This window comes from Dongia sp. (assembly GCF_041918875.1).
Taxonomy (GTDB): Bacteria; Pseudomonadota; Alphaproteobacteria; order Dongiales; family Dongiaceae; genus Dongia.
The window spans coordinates 43,932-63,154 of the sequence record NZ_JAYRUV010000008.1 but is presented as its reverse complement, the minus strand read 5'-3'; the positions used below and the strand labels follow the sequence as shown (position 1 = coordinate 63,154).

Annotated in this window: 16 protein-coding genes and 1 riboswitch; of the genes, 4 read left to right on the top strand and 12 right to left on the bottom strand. The window is 62.2% G+C overall.

The genetic code is table 11. From position 1 onward, the window contains the following. Positions 1 to 74: 74 nt before the first annotated feature. Both ACE3TY_RS10140 and betI read right to left on the bottom strand, forming a co-directional pair. A complete protein-coding gene (locus ACE3TY_RS10140) occupies positions 75 to 2,150 on the bottom strand; it encodes an acetate--CoA ligase family protein (protein WP_374652909.1) in 2,076 nt (691 codons plus the stop codon). A gap of 91 nt (positions 2,151 to 2,241) precedes the next feature. Next, positions 2,242 to 3,255 (bottom strand): transcriptional regulator BetI, encoded by a 1,014-nt coding sequence (gene betI, locus ACE3TY_RS10135; RefSeq protein ID WP_374652908.1) that lies wholly within the window; start codon positions 3,253 to 3,255, stop codon positions 2,242 to 2,244. Positions 3,256 to 3,501: 246 nt separating this feature from the next. Here betI and ACE3TY_RS10130 point away from each other — a divergent pair, with 246 nt between their 5' ends. Next, positions 3,502 to 4,875: an aspartate aminotransferase family protein gene (locus tag ACE3TY_RS10130; RefSeq protein WP_374652907.1), complete on the top strand. Its 1,374-nt coding sequence runs from the start codon at positions 3,502 to 3,504 to the stop codon at positions 4,873 to 4,875. Between the two features lie 79 nt (positions 4,876 to 4,954). Here ACE3TY_RS10130 and ACE3TY_RS10125 read toward each other — a convergent pair whose 3' ends face one another. From ACE3TY_RS10125 to ACE3TY_RS10110, 4 genes are all read right to left on the bottom strand, one after another. Continuing rightward, the gene (locus ACE3TY_RS10125; RefSeq protein ID WP_374652906.1) at positions 4,955 to 5,617 is read right to left on the bottom strand and encodes a TetR family transcriptional regulator C-terminal domain-containing protein; all 663 of its coding nucleotides are present in this window, start codon (positions 5,615 to 5,617) and stop codon (positions 4,955 to 4,957) included. 125 nt (positions 5,618 to 5,742) lie between these two features. Continuing rightward, positions 5,743 to 6,933: an aminomethyltransferase family protein gene (locus tag ACE3TY_RS10120; RefSeq protein WP_374652905.1), complete on the bottom strand. Its 1,191-nt coding sequence runs from the start codon at positions 6,931 to 6,933 to the stop codon at positions 5,743 to 5,745. A gap of 204 nt (positions 6,934 to 7,137) precedes the next feature. After that, complete coding sequence (locus tag ACE3TY_RS10115; RefSeq protein WP_374652904.1) at positions 7,138 to 8,736, bottom strand: phytoene desaturase family protein; 1,599 nt, start codon at positions 8,734 to 8,736, stop codon at positions 7,138 to 7,140. Further along, the gene (locus ACE3TY_RS10110) at positions 8,736 to 10,418 is read right to left on the bottom strand and encodes a phytoene desaturase family protein (RefSeq protein WP_374652903.1); all 1,683 of its coding nucleotides are present in this window, start codon (positions 10,416 to 10,418) and stop codon (positions 8,736 to 8,738) included. Before ACE3TY_RS10110 ends, ACE3TY_RS10115 begins: the two co-directional genes overlap by 1 nt. Before the next feature lie 114 nt (positions 10,419 to 10,532). Here ACE3TY_RS10110 and ACE3TY_RS10105 point away from each other — a divergent pair, with 114 nt between their 5' ends. Continuing rightward, on the top strand, positions 10,533 to 11,600 hold the full coding sequence (locus ACE3TY_RS10105; protein ID WP_374652902.1) for a thermonuclease family protein: 1,068 nt from the start codon (positions 10,533 to 10,535) through the stop codon (positions 11,598 to 11,600). Here the strand turns inward: ACE3TY_RS10105 and ACE3TY_RS10100 are convergent. Continuing rightward, positions 11,597 to 12,385: an amino acid ABC transporter permease gene (locus ACE3TY_RS10100; protein WP_374652901.1), complete on the bottom strand. Its 789-nt coding sequence runs from the start codon at positions 12,383 to 12,385 to the stop codon at positions 11,597 to 11,599. The two genes, ACE3TY_RS10105 and ACE3TY_RS10100, sit on opposite strands and share 4 nt — an antisense overlap. A gap of 35 nt (positions 12,386 to 12,420) precedes the next feature. After that, entirely contained in the window at positions 12,421 to 13,221 is an 801-nt protein-coding gene (locus tag ACE3TY_RS10095; RefSeq protein WP_374652900.1) for a transporter substrate-binding domain-containing protein, read from the bottom strand. A gap of 246 nt (positions 13,222 to 13,467) precedes the next feature. Between ACE3TY_RS10095 and ACE3TY_RS10090 the strand changes: the two genes are divergently transcribed. After that, on the top strand, positions 13,468 to 15,186 hold the full coding sequence (locus tag ACE3TY_RS10090) for an EAL domain-containing protein (protein ID WP_374652899.1): 1,719 nt from the start codon (positions 13,468 to 13,470) through the stop codon (positions 15,184 to 15,186). Positions 15,187 to 15,233: 47 nt separating this feature from the next. Here the strand turns inward: ACE3TY_RS10090 and ACE3TY_RS10085 are convergent, their stop codons facing one another. Next, complete coding sequence (locus ACE3TY_RS10085; protein ID WP_374652898.1) at positions 15,234 to 16,184, bottom strand: sugar ABC transporter substrate-binding protein; 951 nt, start codon at positions 16,182 to 16,184, stop codon at positions 15,234 to 15,236. Between the two features lie 181 nt (positions 16,185 to 16,365). Then, a riboswitch (yybP-ykoY riboswitch) is annotated at positions 16,366 to 16,577 on the top strand. 6 nt (positions 16,578 to 16,583) lie between these two features. On the opposite strand from ACE3TY_RS10085, the gene ACE3TY_RS10080 reads away from it, so the two are divergent. Continuing rightward, positions 16,584 to 17,150, top strand: coding sequence for a manganese efflux pump MntP family protein (locus ACE3TY_RS10080; RefSeq protein ID WP_374652897.1), 567 nt, complete (start codon positions 16,584 to 16,586; stop codon positions 17,148 to 17,150). Between the two features lie 43 nt (positions 17,151 to 17,193). On the opposite strand, the gene crcB is transcribed toward ACE3TY_RS10080, so the two are convergent. From crcB to ACE3TY_RS10065, 3 genes are all read right to left on the bottom strand, one after another. Continuing rightward, a complete protein-coding gene (gene crcB, locus ACE3TY_RS10075; RefSeq protein WP_374652896.1) occupies positions 17,194 to 17,571 on the bottom strand; it encodes a fluoride efflux transporter CrcB in 378 nt (125 codons plus the stop codon). 196 nt (positions 17,572 to 17,767) lie between these two features. After that, positions 17,768 to 18,160 carry a DUF6285 domain-containing protein gene (locus ACE3TY_RS10070; RefSeq protein WP_374652895.1) on the bottom strand — a complete coding sequence of 131 codons (393 nt, stop codon included), beginning with the start codon at positions 18,158 to 18,160 and terminating at the stop codon, positions 17,768 to 17,770. Then, positions 18,157 to 19,221 (bottom strand): phosphotransferase family protein, encoded by a 1,065-nt coding sequence (locus tag ACE3TY_RS10065; protein ID WP_374653034.1) that lies wholly within the window; start codon positions 19,219 to 19,221, stop codon positions 18,157 to 18,159. Before ACE3TY_RS10065 ends, ACE3TY_RS10070 begins: the two co-directional genes overlap by 4 nt. Positions 19,222 to 19,223: the final 2 nt, after the last annotated feature.

Here is a 19,223-nt window from a genome sequence, read left to right as displayed (position 1 = left end):
TCGCTTGTCTTGCTCAGGCTAACATACGTTCATTAACGGGGAGATAATGGCGCAAGCGCATCTCCATCGCAGGCCTATGTGGCTGCTACGACAAATAGAGAGTCGACCGCCTGCGTTCCCTCGGCATTCACGATAAGCGGGTTCACATCTATTTCCGCAATCAGGCCGTCGAGATCGGCAACCATAACCGAAAACGCCGCGAACGCCTGTGCCAGTTTGTCGATATCGGCTGGCGCAGCGCCGCGCTTGCCGTCGAGCAGTGGGCGCAGGGACAGCCGGTCGATCTGCCGTCTGGCCTCGACGATCCCGAAGGGCGGCAGCACGAAACACCGGTCCGGCATCATTTCGATGAGCACGCCGCCGGCACCCACCATGCAGACCGGACCGAACTGCGGGTCCAGCGTCATGCCGAACGAGATTTCCATGCCCTTCCCCGCCATCGGCATCAGCAGCACGCGAGAATCCAGGCGCGTCTTGAGGTCGGCATAGGCCGCTTCCACCGAAGCTGCATCCTTCAGTCCCAGCTTTACACCACCGACATCGGATTTGTGCAGGATGCCCGGCGCGGCCGTCTTCATCACGACCGGATAGCCGATCCCGTCCACCGCCGCTCGCACTTCCTCAAGATTGCTGGCAAGACGATGCGCGATCGCCGGCACGCCGTAATCGGCCAGCAGGTCGAGTGCGTCAGCTTCCGAAAGATTGCCTTGTGCCAAACGCGGTGCCCATTTCGCCTTCAGTCCCTCGGGGGCCGGTGCAATGCTATCCACGCCCAACGCCGCGCGGTCCCGTTCTGCCATCGCCTTCTTCACCACGTTCAGCATGGAGGCGACGCCCGAAAGGACGGGGACGCCGTCATGTGCCAGACGCGCGGTCAGGTCGAGATTGGCATTGCTGCCGACGTTCGTGGTGTAGAAGACCGGCTTCACCGTCCGCGCGGCGACACGGCGCAGGATGTCGGCATAGCCGGCGCTCAGATAATACCCGTCGCGCGCTTCGACGCAGAATGTCGCCAGCGCCGTATCGGGATCGTCGACCAGCGCCTGCAGGCAATCCTCGAAGATACCTTCCCAATCGTTGCCCGTGCCCCAGGCGTCCAAGGGATTGATCGGCTCCAGCCCGTAATCCAGCCGTGCGGCCAGCTTCGCGCGCGTCGCCTCGTTTATCCTGGCAAACGGCACGCCGGCCTCTATCCCTAGATCCAGCACCAGTTCACGAAAGCCGCCGGAATCGTGCATCGTGGCAAGCCCGCCCGCTGCCAGCTTCCGCTCGGACGAGAACAAGTGCAGCGCGTTCACCAGTTCGTCCATGTTGGCGACTTCGATGATTCCGTAATGATCGAAGAGCGCGCGGTAGGCGGCATGGTTGCCGGCGACGGCGCCCGAATGCGAAACGGCGAGTGCGGCACTCTCCGCCGTGCGCCCAACCTTCAGCGCCACCACCGGAATGCCCTTGGCACGCGCCTTGGCAAGCGCTTGCTTGAACCCAACAGGGTCACGGACGGTTTCCAGAAACAATCCCACCACCTTGGTGGCTGGCATATCGAGGGCGAAATCGAGATAGGCGGCAACATCCGTCGCCAGCTCCTGCCCCGCCGAGACGGCGAGACTGAAGCCGAAACGCCGGTCCGTATGACAGAGCGCCGAAAAAGCGGAACCGGAATGCGTGATGAAGGCGACATTCCCCTTGCGGATCCAGTCCGGCGGCGGAAAGCCGCACACGCGCAGGCCGAAATCGAGGTGATAGAAGCCCATGCAATTGCCGCCGCAGATGGCGACACCCGCCGCGCGCGCCTTCGCGGCGATCCGCTCGGTGAGCTTCGGCTCGGCATCGTTCTCGATATAGCCGCTGGCGAAGATGGTGACCGCACCGATGCCGCAGGCGATCACCTCGTCCAACGCCGCCTCGAGCCGCGCATTGGCGATGCCGAGGACCGCCATGTCGACCGTCTCCGGCAAGGCGGCGAGTGACGGATAGCAAGGCCGCCCGTCGATCTCCTGATAGCCCGGATTGACGAAATAGATCTTGGACGGCGTCCCCGCCATCCCGGCCGAGGTGATCATGCCGCGCCCGACCGAGCCCTCCTTCGGGCTGGCGCCGACCAGCGCCACGCTTTTCGGCTTCAGCAGCCGATCGAGTTTGTGTGCCACCAGACGCCCCCTGCTCCGCGCCGCCTCATCCTTTCCTAGTCCGCCACGCCAGGGTCTTCGCCCGGGGCATGACGATTTGGAAGAAGCGCGCCTACTCTTTCTTCCCCGTCAACGTCGCCAGCGCCGCGCGTTCGCGCAAGGCCTGCTCCTGCGCATTGGCGAGCCGCGCCTCGAACAGGCGCTGCGTTTCGTCGTGGATCGGGCCATAGACTTCCATCCACAGCTGCGCGTCGGTGGCGACGATGAGACGTCCGATCTGCCAGGAACTCGGTTCGGCGCGGCCTTCCAGCCAGCTCTCCAGGATTTTCACCGAGATGCCGGCGGCGGCCGACAGCACCTCGCGGCGCAGCGGGCCGACCGGTTCCAGCCGCTTGCGCAGGGCGGCGGCCAGGCGCGCGCGGTGCGCATTGCGCCCCTGCACTTCCTGGTCGATCGCCAGCACCACGCCATTGTCATTGTCGCCCTTGCTCTTCTTCACGCCGCCGACGCTGCCCGTCGAGGCGAAATGGGCCGGAAAGACCGAGGCCAGATATTGGCGGCATATGCGCTTCGCTTCGGCGCGGTTGAAGGCCTTGGGTTCCATCAGGCAGTCGAACCACATGCCGTCGATCATCGCATTGAGTCCGGTAGCGACATCGCCCGCACTCACCCCCTCATAGCCGCCTTCCTGGATGATGCGCTGGCACAGCGTCTCGGTCTGCGCGAGGTAATCCTGCTCCAGCCGCGACACCACGTCGTGATAGGCTGCATTGCCGCGCGCTTCCGCCCAGAAGGCGTACCAGATCGAGACCTTCTCGACATTGCAGACCGTGGGATGGAAGTCAGCCTCGATCATCGCCTCTAGGCCCGCGGCCGGCGCCACCTTGCCCTTATTGATCGCCGCCTGCCAGAAGGCCGAATATTCCTCGGCGATCTGCTCCAGCGTGGCGATCAGCAGCTGTTCCTTGGATTTGAAATAGAAATTGACGATGCCCGGCGAAAGCCCCGCTTCGGATGCCACATGGGTCAGCGTCGCATTGGCATAGCCGACCCGCCCGATGGCGCGAATTGTCGCGTCTATCAACTGCTTACGGCGAATTTCCTTAACCGCTTCAGCCTTGGCCATTGGACGCTTTAACCTTTCCGGTGTCGGATGGGAGAATCGCGATAACCGCATGATATCTTTAACTTTGCTGCAGTCGCAATATTAAATAGTCATTCAGCGATATTGCCATTTTCTGAATCACATGATAGATTTTTTGTACAAACATTCAATGACCGGACGATGGCATCGCTCCTGAATTGGCATTGCTTCATCCAACCGGAGCGCAGGGCAACACCTGCATCACTTTGAGAACACGGAGATTTTCAGATGACCACGATCAAGACCGATCGCCGCAAAATGGATAAGAATCGGGCCCACTTCAAAGAGGCCATCAAGCATTTGCCCCTCGGTGTCAGCTCCAACTTCCGCTATTGGGGCGAGGACAACACGGTCTTCGTGAAGAAGGGCAAGGGCGCCCGCCTCTGGGATCTCGACGGCAACGAATATATCGACTACCGCCTCGGCTATGGTCCGGCGATCCTTGGCCATTGCAACGACATCGTCGATGCCGCCGCGCGCGAAGCGCAGTCGGTCGGCACCGTCTATGCACTCGGCACTGAAAAGGAAGTGTCGGTTGCCAAGCTGATCAAGGAAATGATGCCGGCGGCGGAACTCGTGCGCTTCTCCAACTCCGGCACCGAAGCCGTGATGGCCGCCTTGCGCCTGGCGCGCGGCTATACCGGCAAGGACAATTACGTGACGTTCGAGGGCTCCTATCATGGCCTGTTCGATTCCACCATGTGGACGGCCGACCCCGAGGACATGAAGGACCAGAGCAAGGACCCCAAGGTCATCCCCTATGGCAAGGGCATTCCGCAGCTCGTCCGCCAGCTCTTCTGGCAGGTGCCGTATAACGACGCGCAGCGCCTCGAGGATGTGCTGAAGAAGAACCACGACACCATCGCCGCCGTCCTCATCGAGCCGATCCTCGGCAATTGCTGCGGCATCCCGTCGAAGCCGGAATTCATCAAGGCCGTACGCGAGCTCTGCACCAAATACGGCGTGCTGATGATCGTCGATGAGGTGAAGACCGGCTTCCGCGTCGCCAAGGGCGGTGCCCAGGAGCTCTACGGCATCGAGGCCGATATCTTCACCGTCGCGAAGGCCGTCGCCAACGGTTATCCGATTTCCGCGATCGGCGGCAAGGAGGAGATTCTGCGCAAGTTCGGCAAGGGTGTCGCCCATGGCGGCACCTACACCGCCCAGGCGATGAGCCTCGCCGCCGCCGAGGCGACCCTCACTATCCTCAAGGACACCGATGCCCTGAAGGACATCGCGTCCTACGGCCAGGCGATGCAGGACGGCATGCACAAGGTACTCGTGAAGCGCGGCATTCCGCACAGCTTCACCGGCCACCAGTCTATGTCGGGCTTGTTCTTCAGCGCCGAGGCGCCGACCACCTACCGCAACTGGAAGCTCTCCGACTACACCTTCTACGACACCATGGCCGGTATCCTCATCGACATGGGCGTCATGTGCGAGCCGGACAGCCGCGAACCCTGGTTCATTTCCTCGGCCCACGACGCGGCCTGTCTCTCAGAAACCCTGAACAAGTTCGAGGAAGCTGTCGACCTCACCCTCGACGAACTCGCCAAGGGTCGCGAGGATGCCAACAAGCTGATGCCTGGCATCAGCGGCTGACACCTTTCAGACCCAGGAATAGCCCCCCCCCTCGTCTCGCGATCATGGGGCGAGGGGGGCTGCCAACGCTGAGAATAGCTCAGCTCTCCCCTTTCTTCTTGTCCGCTGCCGCGAGCTTCTGGCTGTAGTCGTAATAGAGGTCGAGCAGCTTGACGAAGGCCATGCAGGACCGGATCGCATCCTTGGCCTTGAACGTCTTGGGGTAAAGCAGCGCCTGCAGCCAGAATCCGTCGATCATGGCTGACAAGGCCCCCGCGACCCGCACCGCGACCTTCTTGGCCTGTGCCATGCCGGCGGGTTGCGCTATGCAGATGTTATAGATCTGGTGTTCCAGTTCCTTCACATAACGGCGCTCGACCGCCGTCGCCGCTTCACGGAACTTGTCGCGCAGCTCCGGGTCCGACCAGAAAGCGAACCAGACCGCCAGCTTCTCGCCCGTGAACACATCGCGGTCGAAATAGGTTTCCACCATGGCCTCCAGCCGCGACCACGAGTCGGCCGGCGCCGCCTTTACCCGCGTGTTCCAGACCAGCATGTATTCGTTGGCGAGATATTTGAAGACTTCCTCGAACAGCTTGTCCTTGCTTTCGAAATGAAAATTCATCAGCCCGACCGAGACATTGGCCGACTTCGCCACCCGGCTCACCGTCGTGCCGTGAAAGCCGAACGCCGCGATCACATAGATCGTAGCTTCAATCAGTTCCTTCTTGCGATTGCTGCGAATGCCGGGATTGCGGGCCATGGTACGCTTCTTTTAATTGTCATAGCCCGCGAAGGCGGGCCATCCACGAGTTTGCATATTAGTGAAGAAACTCGTGGATGCCCCGGCCAAGCCGGGGCATGACAAGATGAGAGTATCGGTGGACATCACACAATCTCCTTCTTCCGAGCCGGGTCGAAGAACATGCGGTTCCGCGTCCAGCATCGCACCATGCTGCGCTCGATCTTCTTTTCCTTCGGATACCAGATCTCGATCCACATTTCCGTTCCCGGCCTGGTATAGGCCGGTGGAATCTGCGCGAACGCGATGTTCCTTTTCAAGAGCGGCGACCACATGGCCGAGGTGGTAAGGCCCAGTTCCTTCGTCCCCTTCTCGTCGGCATAGAGGAAAGCGCCCGGCGCTGGCTTGCGCCCCTCGATCTCAAGGCCGCTGAGGATGAAGCGCGAAGAGCCTTCCGCCTTTTCTTTTTGCAACGCGCGCTTGCCAACGAAATAGGCGTCCTTCTTCAGCGCCACCGCCCAGCCGATGCCCGCCTCAATGGGCGAAACGCGCTGTGTCGGCCGGATTGCATGATGCGCCCCGATATAATCGACATCGACCAGGATGAAGCCGGCCTCGATCCGGGTCATCTCCAGGGCATGACCGCCCATCGGCGCGATCTTCAGCGGATCGCCGACGCGGAACAGGGTTTCCCACAGCCACAGCGCGTCCTGCGGCTTCACCCAGATCTCATAGCCGAGGTCGCCCGTGAAGCCGGCCCGGTCGATGCGCAGCCAATGACCGTCGACCGAAGTCTCCATGATGCCAAAATGCGGCAGCTTGCCGATGCCCTGGACACCCAATGTCTCCAGGATCACGCGCGCGTTCGGCCCTTGCAGCGACAGGCCGGCGAGCTGGTCGGAAATCTCCTCAATCTCGACATCGAAGCCATAGGCGCTCGCGGACAGCCAATGCAGCTGATGGAGCGCCGCGTTCAGAATGAAGTCGTTGGGTCCGAGGCGGAAGATCGTCCCCTCCTCGATCATGCGCCCGTCATCGTCGCACCAGGCCGTATAGGCGACATTCATCGGCGCCACTTTGGCGAGGTCGCGCGTCACCAGATAATTGGCGAACTTCGCCGCATCCTCGCCCCGGATCGCATATTTAATGAGAGGCGAGACGTCATAGACCGTGGCCCCGTTGCGGCAGGCCATATACTCCGACTGCGTGGAATCGTAGAAGGCCGGCGAATAAAAGCCCTGCCACCGAATCCACCCCGCCCCATGCATCAGCGCCTCCATCGGCTCATGGAACGGCGTCTTCTTGAGGAAGGGTTTGAGATGCTGAACGTGGGTCATCAGGCAATCTCCAAAATGGTCATGTATCGGACGCGATCCCCCTCACCCCGCCCCTCTTCCGCGAGGGGAGAGGGAGTTTCGTGCGAGTTTTCTGAGGGCGCCGGTCTCCCTGCGGAGAGTGTGCGAAGGAAACCCTCGCCCCTCGCGGGAGAGGGTGCGCGCGACAGCGCGCGGGTGAGGGGGTGTCTCCACATGCTCGGATACTCACGCCGCATGACCGCGCCTCCCCTTCAGATACTTCAATATCTCACGCGCCGCATTGGCGCCGGCAGCACCCGACACATTGCCGCCCGGATGCGCCCCCGCCCCGCACAGCCACAGGCCCGGCAGCGGCATCCTGTATTGCTGGAACGAGGCTGCCGGACGCAGGAAAAACACCTGATCGAGCGTCACCTCGCCCTGATGCCATTGCCCGCCGGAGAGATTGAACGTCGCTTCCAAATCATGCGGCGTCAGCACTTCCGATGCACTCACCTGCTTGCGCATTCCCGGCGCGATCTGGTCCAGCACATTGAGCGTGCGCTCCAGCACCTGTGCCCGCGCCTCGTCCGGCGAGGTCGCGCGCAGTTTATAGGGCGCGTATTGGCACAGGATCGACGCCACATGCTTGCCCGACGGGGCGAGGCCCGGATCGGCCAGCGTCGGAATGACGATCTCCAGCGCCGGATTGTCCGAAACGCGGCCATATTTCGCGCAATCGAAAGCGCGCTCCACATAGTTGGTCGACGGCGCGAAGACCATGCGGCCTTGCGCCTGTTTGAACGCCTCCGGCAGGCCGTCGAGTGCCAGATGCACTTTCGCGACACAGCCATTCATCCTGAGATGCCGCATCCGGCGCAGAAACTCGGTATCGAGATTCCCCGGCTGGACCAGATGCAGCAAGGTCCGCTGCGGATCGGCGCTGGAGGCGACGGTCGGCGCGCGGATTTCCTCGCCATTCGCCAGCACCACACCGACCGCGACTTCCTTCTCGATCAGGATATGACCGACCGGTGCGTTCGTGCGGATGGTGACGCCGGCCGCCTCGGCCGATTTCACCAGCGCATCGATGACCGCACCCATGCCGCCCTGCGGCAGGTAAAGCCCACCCTGCCCGTGCTTCGCATCCATCGACGCAAGGCGATAGAGCAGGTTGAAAACGGTGTTCGGCGAGCGCGGCCCCAGATAGACGCCGAGCGTCGCTTCCATCCCCAGCAGGCCCTTGAGGATATCGCTCTCGAAAAAGTCGTTGGCAAGGTCGGCCACATTGATGGTGAGGATGCGGGACAGTTCCAGCATGTCCTTCTTGCCCATCATGCGCAGTTTGAAGGCGAACATGCCGAGCGCCAGCTTGGTCTGGAAATCGTTGGACGATGGCGATGGGCTGGGCGGCGTCTTCATCAGGAAGCTGCCGAGCGCTCCGGCAAGACGCACCAGCCGCTCCATGCGCGGATGATAGGCCAGCGCATCCGCTGGGGCGAATTTGGCGATCGACGCCTGCGTTGCCGCCTTGTCGGCGGTGAGGTCCAGCCGCGCGCCACCCGGCAGCATGGCCGACGTGCCGATACGATGCGCCGTGGCTTTGAGGCCGTGCTGTTCAAGACCCAGATCGCCGATCACCTTGGGGTGCAGCGCATGCAGGATATGCGCGACCGAGGAGACGCGGAAGCCCTTGGCGAATTCGCGCGTCTGCGCGGCACCGCCCGGCTGCTCACCCGCTTCGACCACGAGCACCTTCTGACCCGCTTTGGCAAGATAGGCTGCCGTCACCAACCCGTTATGGCCGGCACCGATGACGATGACGTCGTATGAATTGGCACTCATCACACAACTCCATGCTTGAAGTCGCGCAGCATCTCGCGCGCCGCGTTGGCGCCCGGCGCACCCATGACGCCGCCGCCCGGATGCGTGCCCGATCCGCACATATAGAAATTGTCGAACGGCCCGCGATATTGCCCCAGACCCGGGAACGGCCGGTTGAACAGCATCTGATCGAGCGTCAGTTCACCTTGGAAGATGTTGCCTTCCGTGAGGCCCACTTCATTCTCGATGTCCCACGGTGTCCGCGTCTGGCAATGCAGAATGAGCTTCTTGAATCCCGGCGCGTTCATCTCGATCGTGTCGAGCACGTCCTTCTCGAACGCCGCCTTCATCTCCGGTGTCCAGGGCTGTTCGGCGAGCTTGTAGGGCACGTATTGCACGAAGACCGACATGAAATGCTTGCCGGGCGGCGACATGGTCGGATCCACCGTCGTCGGAATGACGATGTCGAGGAACGGCCGCTTCGACCAGGAGCCATATTTGTAATCGTCATAGGCGCGTTCGATGTAATCGAAATCGCCGCCGATATCGACCGTGCCCCAGGCCGATTCCTTGGGCAGGCCGGCGAATTGCGGCAGCCCGTCGAGCGCGATGTTGAGCTTGCCTGAACTGCCGCGGATCTTGAAGTTCTTGGCATAGGTATGGATATCCGGATCGATGGAATCGAGGTCCGACTTCTCGATGAGCTTGAGGTATGTACGCTTCGGATCGGCATTGCTGACGATGGTGCGCGCATGGATCTCCTCGCCATTGGCGAGCGTCACGCCGACGGCCTTGCCACCCCGGATGATGACCTTGGCCACTTCCGCATTGGTGCGGATCTCGACGCCCGCTTCCGTTGCGGCCGAGGCGATTGCCTTCGAGACCGATCCCATGCCGCCCCGCGCAAAGCCCCAGGCGCCGATCTGCCCGTCGACCTCGCCCATGTAATGATGCAGCAGCACATAGGCCGTCCCCGGCGAATAGGGCCCCAAGGCCGTGCCGATGATCGACGAGGCGGCGGCAAATCCCTTCCAGCGCGGCGTCTCGAAATATTCATCGAGGAAGTCGCCGATCGACATGGTCCAGAAGCGGATGATCTCATACATCTGCTTCTCGCCCATGCGCCCGAACTCGCGCGCGATCTTGAGGAGTCCTTCCAGGTCGTTGCGCTTGCCCCAGGGGTTGATCTTGTTCTGCGCGAATGGGTTGATCTGCGTCGGATCGGGTGGCGTGACCATCAGCAGCGGCTTGATGAAGCGGCACTGCCGGCTGATCTCGGCGGCGTAATGATCGTAAGCCTCGGCGTCCTTGATCGAATGACGCCGCAAGGATTCGCGCGTGCGGTCATGGTCCGAATAAGTGACGATCCCCTCGCCCTCCGGATTGGGCGACGAGTTGATTTCGTAGGGGATCACCTGCAATCCATGTCGTGGCAGATCGAGAAACCGGAAGATCTCAGGCCGCAGCAGCGAGCATACATAGGAGCAGGTCGAATAGGTGAAGCCGGGATAGATCTCCTCCGACATCGCCGCCCCACCCACCTTGTGATAGCGCTCGAGCACCAGCACCTTGAGCTTGTTCTTCCCCTCCTTCTCGCCCCCTTTGGCGAGATAAGCGGCCGTAACCAGCCCGTTATGACCCCCGCCGATCACGATCGCATCGTATTTGGCCGCCATCGGACCCCCTTGAAGCTGAATACTCATTCAATTCTTGAATGCTTATTCAGTTTCAAGCTCGCTGTCCAGACCCCCATTGACGCTTCGTGAGCGACCCCTTACCAAGGCCCCCAGGGACGCCCAAAAAGTCTAGGATTTTCAATGAAGATTAAGATCTGGCTCGCCAGCGCCGCCCTGCTCTCCCTCGCGTTCGCCGCGCCGTCCATGGCCAAGCAGAAGAATCCGCTGCAGCCACCGCCACCGGCAGTGCCCGTGGGCGATGTCGATGCGACGCCGCTCGAGGCACCGCTGCCGCCGATTCTCGAAGGCACCGGCCAGGCCATTGATGGCGATGAAATTGCGATCGGGGACGTGATTTTCAAGCTCGATGGCATTGCAGCTCCCTTGATGACCGTGCCGATGGGCCCCGAAGCGCGCGTGGCCTTACAGGCGCTGATCGATGGGCAAAGGCTCGCTTGCGACGTAATGGACCGTGGTGCCGATGCGCAGCATCTGTCCGGTGTCTGCAAGGTTGGCGCGGACGATGTCGCGGAGGCGATGCTGGCCGGCGGCATGGCGGCGGTCTATCGCCAGACCACCTCGCCCGACGCCGCCGAACGCGAACGCGCGGCGCGCTACGATGCCGCCGAAACCGAAGCGCGCGGGCGCGAACTCGGCATATGGACGAAGCCCGCAGCCGAACCGATGGCGATCGAGCAAGCTCCGCCGGCGCCGGAACCGTCGATGGACCGCGATCTTGCACGTGGATGGCTCATTCAGATCCCCATCATAGCCTTCCTGGCACTGGCCGCACTGACCGCCCTTTTCGTCAGCAGCAGCCGCAAGCGCGGGCGCGAGGCGAACGACGAAGCGGAAATGCAGTCGCTGCTGGCCATCCTTCTCGGCGAAGTGCTGGCGATCCGCGCCGCGGCACAGGCCGCCTTCGAGGGCACGGCGAGCCTCATCCAGGACCTGCCGATTCCGACGGCGCAACTGGCCAGCATCGCACTGCCGCCGATGACGGTGTTCGAAGCCAATGCCGACAAGCTCGCCTTGCTGCCCAGGGAAGTCTCGGTCGATATGGTGCAGTTCCACGCCCGGCACAAGATCGTCACCAAGGTTTTGTCGCAGGCCGGCACCTTGCGCTGCGAACAGTTGCGCGCGGCGTTCGAGGCGCTGGTCCTGGCCGCCGACGAACCGATGCAACGGGCGGAAAAACTGCTTGACTAAGCGTGCTGCGGGTAGCGCCGCTCAAGATACCGGGCGAGCGCGGTAAGCAGGATCAGGATCACCATGTATTGCAGGGTAAGGAAGGTGTAGATCTCCATCGGATGGAGAATCTGCGTCTGCAGGAGCGTGGCGCGGCGCGTCACCTCCATGACGCCGATGGCGCCGCCGAGAGACGAATCCTTCACAGTGGAGATGAACTGGCTGGTCATCGGCGGCAGCATGCGGCGGATGGCTTGCGGCAGGATGATACGACGCATCAAGAGCGGCCGCGACATGCCGAACGCGAGGCCAGCATCGATCTGCTGCTTCGAGACGCTTTCCATCCCCGCACGGAAAATCTCGACCAGGAAAGCGCCCGCATTCAGCGACAGGCCAACGCATGCGGCCGTGAACGGCGTCATCTGGCTGAGGATATCGAGGCCGGGGAGATGCACATATTCTTCAGGCAGCTCATTGATGGCGATAGGCAGCGCGTAATAAATCCACAGCAAGAGCACGAAGAGCGGCACCATCCGGAAAGCTTCCACATAGAGCCAGACCACGCGCTGCACGATACGAAATTTGCTGCGCGACATGATCGCGCCGGTAAGGCCGATCAACGAGCCGATGACAATCGCATAGAGCGAAATCAGCAACGTGTATTCGATACCCGCCGTCAGGAACCAGAAGTTCTTGTCGCCCATTGGCGTCCCGGGCAACAGCGGTGTCCAGTCGCCGCAGCCGGATAGCAGCAGCGGTAAAAACAGAACGGCGCCGGTACGGCCCAATTTCGATGATCGGGCCATGCCAGCGCCGCTCCCCTAACCCAGGAATATTAACGTCAGCTGCCCGCGATCCACTTGGTGAAGAGGGCGTCGAAGAAGCCGGACTGGACTTTCATCGCGACCCAGGTGTCGAGCCAGTTGCGCCAGACATAATCGTCGCGGACGGTCATCATGGCGTTGGGCTGGCCTTCGATGGCGTGGGTCGGATCGACGGCTACGAGCTTGTCGGAATATTGCGCGAGCGCCTTCTTGATGAAGACGGTGTCGGTGATGGCGGCATCGACCTTGCCGGCCAGCAATTCCTGATAGTCGAGTGCCGGCGCCACGATCGGCACGATCTCGGCCTTGGTGAAATTCTTCTTGGCGGATTCCTCGGCGGACGTGCCGCTTTGCACCGCGATGCGGATGCCTTCCTTGTCGAGGTCGCGCCAAGCGGCGTATTTGGCGCCGTCCTTTGTCTGCACCAGCGGCACCAGCGGCGAATCGAGATAGGCGGCAGAGAAGCCGATGCTCTTGAGGCGCTCAAGCGTGAGCGTGATGCCCGAGGCCGCCACGTCATACTTGCCGGCCTGGATACCGGCCGCCAGCGTCTCCCAAGTCGTCGGCACGAATTCGACCTTCACCCCGAGATCGGTCGCCAGCTGCGTGACGACGTCGATTTCATAGCCTTTATAGGTGCTGCTGGCCTGGTCGAGTTCGGAATATGGCGGGTAGTCGCCGGTGGTGCCAACGCGGAGCGAGCCGCGTTCGAGGATTTGGTCGAGCAGCGATTTGGTGTCCTGCGCCTGTGCCTGAAGGGGCAGGACAAAGGCAACCGCCATGATCGCGGCGGCAATTCCGCTCAAAATTCTGTGCATTTATGTCTCCCTGGAGGATTGTTTCGCCCATGGATAGCGCGCCAGATCGTGCCTGCCAAGGGAAAGGAAGAGCCGGTGCGGCGCGCGTTATGCGCGAGCCTCGGAAATAATTCTCATCTTTTCTTCCGGAAATCCGAAAGAATTGACACAATATTAACAGTGAATCTCCGATTATCAGCCACGGCCAAGGGGTGGAAACCGGCCGGAACGCTTTATGATTCCTTCCTCCTGCAGTCAGGAACAAACATGCCAGCACCTGCCACGGACCGTCTGCGCGAGGAACGCGACCGTTTTGTCGGCTTCGCCTTTTCCAATGCCGACGTTCTGCTGGAACTCGACGAGACCAGCAAGGTTCTGTGGGCGGGCGGCGCCATAAAGTCGATCCTGGGTATCGACATGGCGGAACTCGTCGGCAAGCCGCTGGCCGAAATCCTCACAACCGCCGATGCCATTCTGCTCAAGACGGCCTTGCGCAACCTGCAGCCGGGACAAAGGCGGCGCGATCTCAATCTGGTTCTGGCGCAGACCCCGGATACGTCCCACGGCGCCGGCGATGTCGAGCAACGCCTGACGATTTCGACCTGCATCAACAGGTCGCTGAAAAAAGACCTGCCGCATTACTTTCTGAGCATCAGCAGCGCGGCCCTGAACGCCATTCCGCATAGCGGTGCGAGGCGTCGCGACCGCCTTACCGGCCTGACGGAAGCGGTCGAGTTCACCTATGCCGCCTCGCGCGCCGTGCGGGAAGCGCGCAAATCCGGCAAGTCCGCCTGCCTGACCCTGCTGGAAATCTGCGAGATCGACGAGTTGAAGCGGGTCATGGGGAGCGAACGCGCCGAATCCCTGATGGCCGAGATCGGCGCGCAATTGAAGCTGCACGCGCTCGACCCCGATTCCGCGGCCAAATTGGGCGACGGCAAATTCGGCGTCACGCACCTCGAGGACACCAACCCGGACCTCATCGTCGATGCCATCAATCGTGTCGGCGACAATTACGACCTCGATCCCGCGACGATGGGGGCGGCCGGCAAGACGATTCAGTTCAAAGGCAACTCGCTCGGCGATGACGATGTCGAGAGCATCCTCTCCTATGTCGTCGGCAAGTTCAGCAACGAAGGCATCGCGAACTTCGATGCCGGATCGGCGGACCAGTATTTCAAGCGCATGACGGCTGAAGTTCTGAGCCGCGTGGTCGCCATGCGCGACCTCATTCACCAGCACCGCATCATTCTGCATTTCCAACCGATCGTGCATCTGCAGGATCGCTCGCCGCATCATTACGAGGTTCTGCTGCGTTTCGAAGATGGGCGATCCCCGTTCGCCGATGTCATGTTCGCCGAGGAAATCAACATCGTCCATGAACTCGATCTTGCCGTTGCCTATGGCGCGATCACCCGCATCGAGCAGAGCGCCAAGCTGGGTCGCGACCTGCGCCTGGCAGTCAACATGTCGGCAAGATCGCTCCTCAACGACAATTTCCTCAATATGTTCGACGAACTGGCCGGCAAGCTGGGGAAGAACCGAAACCATCTCATCGTCGAAGTGACCGAATCCGCCAAGCTAGACGATCTGCCGAAGGCGGCAGGAGCCGTCGACCGCCTGCGCAGTGCCGGTCATCTGGTCTGCCTGGACGATTTCGGTGCTGGCGCGTCTTCCCTGCCCTATCTGCAGCAATTGCAGGTGGATTTCGTCAAGATCGACGGCGCCTATATCAAGAGCATCACGGAATCGCTGCGCGAACGCGCCATCGTGCAGGGCGTGCTGACGACCTGCCGCTGCCTCAATATCAAGACCGTCGCGGAAATGATCGAGCGCGAGGACCAGCACAAATGCCTGCTGGATCTCGGCACCGATCTGGGCCAGGGCTGGCTCTATGGGCGTCCATCGCCCGAAATCCCGCTGCCGACAGTGGCACCCGGCAGTCGCGTGGGCAAGCGCCAGGGCGTCAAGGAACAGTGGACGTAGGTGCTGGAGCGCTTCGTCGCCTAACGGAAACACTCCAGGAAAGTGGCCTACCGGAAACCTTGCGCCGACAAGGATTGCATCGCCAGCGCATCCTCCTTGCCGACAAAGCTGGGCCCGGTCGGATAGAACGCGTCGGGTATGGCCGGCTTCAGCTTGTAGTGCTTGAGCAGGTCGAACGTCACGACCGGAACATAGCCCATGAGATAGGGCTGCGCATCGATCGCCCAGAGGATTTCCCCGGAAGCCACCGCAGCCAGCACATTGGCCGACATATCGAACGTGCCGAGCATCGGGCGCCGATCCTTCGGCCGTTCCCGGACCACATCGAGTGCTACTTCCGCCGATGCCGCGCCGAGCGTCACAATCAAATCCGTTTCCGGATTTGCGGCCAGATAGTCGACCAGATTCTTACGGACCACCGCCGGCTGCAGAGTCGTTTCAAGTACCGGCACCTTCATCCCAAGTCCGCTGCCGAAGCCGTGACAGCGCGCTTCGAGGCTGACATTGCCGACCTCGTGATCGACGCAGAGCGGATGCCGGACATTCAACGCACGCGCCCGTCGGCCAGCTTCAATACCGGCGCCGAATTCCGATTGTCCCATGAAGAAGAGCGCCCCCAGTTTCTTGGCCAGCAAGGCACCGCCTGAATCGATCAGGATGACCGGAACGCCGGCGGCGATGGCGTCCGCGACAGAGGCCCCCAAAGCCGCTTCGTCGGGGATAGAGACGACCAAGCCGTCGGGCCGCGAGGCGACCGCTTCGGCAATCAGCCGCTTCATCTCCTCATTACTGAACGTCGCGGGTGAACGATATTCGACGGTATCGCCGAGCTTTGCCGCCGCCTCATTCATCCCGTTCTTGATAATCTCCCAATAGGGATCGCCCGGCTGGCCGTGGGTGACGAAGATGACGCGGACATCGTTGGCCAGGCTGCCGACACTGCCCAATGCGAGGAACAGTGCCGACAGAATGAATAGTGCCCACGATCGTCGCGGCATATCGCGCATCTCCTTTCTTCAAGCCATCTCGCGCGCAGTCTAACGCGCCAGCCAGAATCGATCATCCCGCCAAAGCCACGATTTCCGCAACCGCTTACTTGCCGCGATGCAAAGCAGGCATGCACCGCGATGTAGGACCGGCTTCCGCCAACTTGACAGTCCGCCGACGCCATGATTTGTTCCGGCCATCATTGGGGAGTAGCTGCCTGCACAGATAGCAGGGCGCATATCAACATGCTTGAGAGGGCCTTATCGGCCGCTCATGGTATGCGCAGGCTCCGTTCCATTCCGCAAAATCGGATGGAGGGATTCGAGCGAGACCAGTGGCATGAACCTTCCAGTACGCCAGAGGAGGGAATTCGTGTCGCTGTTCGCAACCCTGGCGTCGGAGCCGATTTCATGCCCTTCGCAACCTCCCTCGCCCTTGCTTTTTCACTGTCCGCCGACGCTTTTGCCGCGTCACTCGGCAAGGGCGCCAGCCTGCATCGCCCGGGCCTGCGCGAGGCCGCGCGCATCGGCGCCTATTTCGGTGCATTCGAACTGGGAGCGCCGCTGGTGGGGCTGGCGGTCGGCTGGGGCATCGGCGGCCATATCGAGGCGGTGGATCATTGGATCGCCTTCACCCTGCTCCTCATCGTCGGCGCCCGCATGGCCTGGCTCGCCTGGTCGGCGGAAGAATCCGACGCGCCGCGACCGGCACGGCATGGCGCGCTGGCGCTGATGGCGACCGCCTTGGCAACCAGCATCGACGCAACGGCGGTCGGCGTGACGCTCGGCTTCATGAACGTGCATATCCCCGCGACATTGGCGACGATCGGCGCCGTGACCTTCGCCATGGCCTTCACCGGCGTCCTGATCGGCCGCGCCGCCGGACCGCTGCTGGGCCGCTGGGCCGAATTCGCCGGCGGGATCGGCCTCATCCTGATCGGCATCAAGGTGTTGGTGGAGCATGGCGTGTTTGGCTAACGTCCAACCGGGGGCGATGGAGGGTGGCGATGACGCGCCGGGCTCATTGCCCGTTGAGCTTCATCACGGCAAGGCCCAGGAAGACGGCGAGGATCGAGAGCAGCACTGAGCCGGCCACGTAGAACAGCAGGGGTGCCGTGGCGCCGCGATCGTAGAGCAGCGCCGTGTCGAGGGAAAAGGCGGAGAATGTCGTGAAGCCGCCAAGGATACCCGTCGTGAGGAACAGCCGCCAGGCCTGCGACGCCTCACCCTTGAAGGCGAAATAGCCGGCAATCAAACCCATCGCCAACGAGCCGACGATGTTGACGGCCAGCGTGCTCCAGGGAAACGCGGAACCCAGCAGCCGCGGCACAAGCGTATTGACGCCATGCCGCAGCGCACCGCCGATGCCGGCACCGAGAAAGACGATGAGGTAGTTCATGGACAAGTCCCCAATCTCAAAAGAATTTGTTCACTCGCAATGTTCGCTTCGCGCCCCCTCTCCCTAACCCTCTCCCACGTTGGGGGGAGGGAACTCCATTGAGTGCGCAGCGGTTTGTCAGGCCGTGGCTCGCCCAAATTCCCTCTCCCCAACGTGGGAGAGGGTTAGGGAGAGGGGGTGGTTCGACCAGGTTTGGTTACACCGCCGATTCAGCACCTCGGCCGCGTTGGCGGGTGGCGAGGTATTTGGTGTTGGTGAGGCGGAGTTCAGCCGCCGTGATATCGATCAGGTGATCGATGAGGCGTGTTTCCTCCGGTGTACCGGGTTTGAATTTACGGGCACGGATGTCGGCGGCGAGCTGGCGGCGCAGCATGGCGAGGTCGGCCGTCATTTCCGTGCCGTAGAGGCGCGCGAGGCCATGGCGCTCGGCCGCGTCGGACGCGGCGACCTCCTGCCCGGCGACCGAGACGGCGCGTGCGACCATCGCCGCCAGGAATTTCTGGCGGCCGCTCAAGGCCGGCAGCAGATCTTCCTGCAGGGTCGCAAGGGCCGCCTCCAGCAGCGCGTCGGCGCCGGGTCTTTGCTTCATGAGGCATCTCCATCGCTTGCGCGTTTCCTCGGCGTGGGCTTGAACCCGGGCAGGCGCAGGTCCACCAGCAAATCATATTCCATTTCCAGTGAAACGAGGCCGGTCAACGCCAGTTCGATCGACCGCTCGCGGCCAGAGAGATGACGTTCGGCCTGTTCGAGAGACATGATCGCCCAGCGCAAGGCCGCCATCTGCTCCCAGAAGCGGACCTTGCCATCATCGACGGTGTCGCCGCCGCCAGCCACGTAACCTTCATAGAAGGCCTCGCGCCGGCCGATGCCGCCTGCTTCCGCTCCGCTCATGCCGAAGCGCCAGCAGCGCGCGCAGAACCATCCCAGATCCTCGTAAGGGTCCGACCAGCCGGCGAACTCGAAATCCAGGATGCCGCTGAGTTTGCCTTCGTGAACAAGATAGTTGCCGCTGCGGAAATCGCGGTGGCAGAGGCGCACGGAATCCGCGCCGCGCGCGTAATTCGGTGCTTCATCCTCGAGCCGGTTGATGGCCCATTCCAGCACGGGCTGCGCTTCGGGCAGACGGTCGAGCTGGCCGCGAAAGCGGGCGATGCGGCCGGCAATGAGGTTCGCAGGGACCGGTGGCAGGAAAGCGAGGTCTGACGACGCGCCGGCGGGTGTCAATTTGTGCAGCTTCGCGAGCTCGGCCCCAAGTTCGCGGGCGAGCGCATCGCCCTCCTCTTCTTCGATATTGCGCACCAGTTTGCGCGGATCGGCCGAGCCGCCGAGCCTGCGCGTGATATGAAACGGCTGTCCGATGACATTGCCGATCGGCTCCAGCCAGAGCGGCTCGGGCGCTTTCATGCCGGCCGCAACGGCGGCCTTGAGGATCGCGAATTCCTGCGCCTTGCCCCAGCTTTCGGCAACGCCGCTCGGCGCGTCGGCACGCAGGACGGCGGCCAGGGTCTCGCCATCGATGTCGAGATCGATAGCCCAGTTCTCCTGGATGGCGCCGCCGCCCAGACGACCGATCAGCTTGACGCCGACATGGCCGGCGCCGGTCTGCCGGCCAAGAAAAGATTCGAGCGCGGCGATCTTGTTGCCCAGCACGA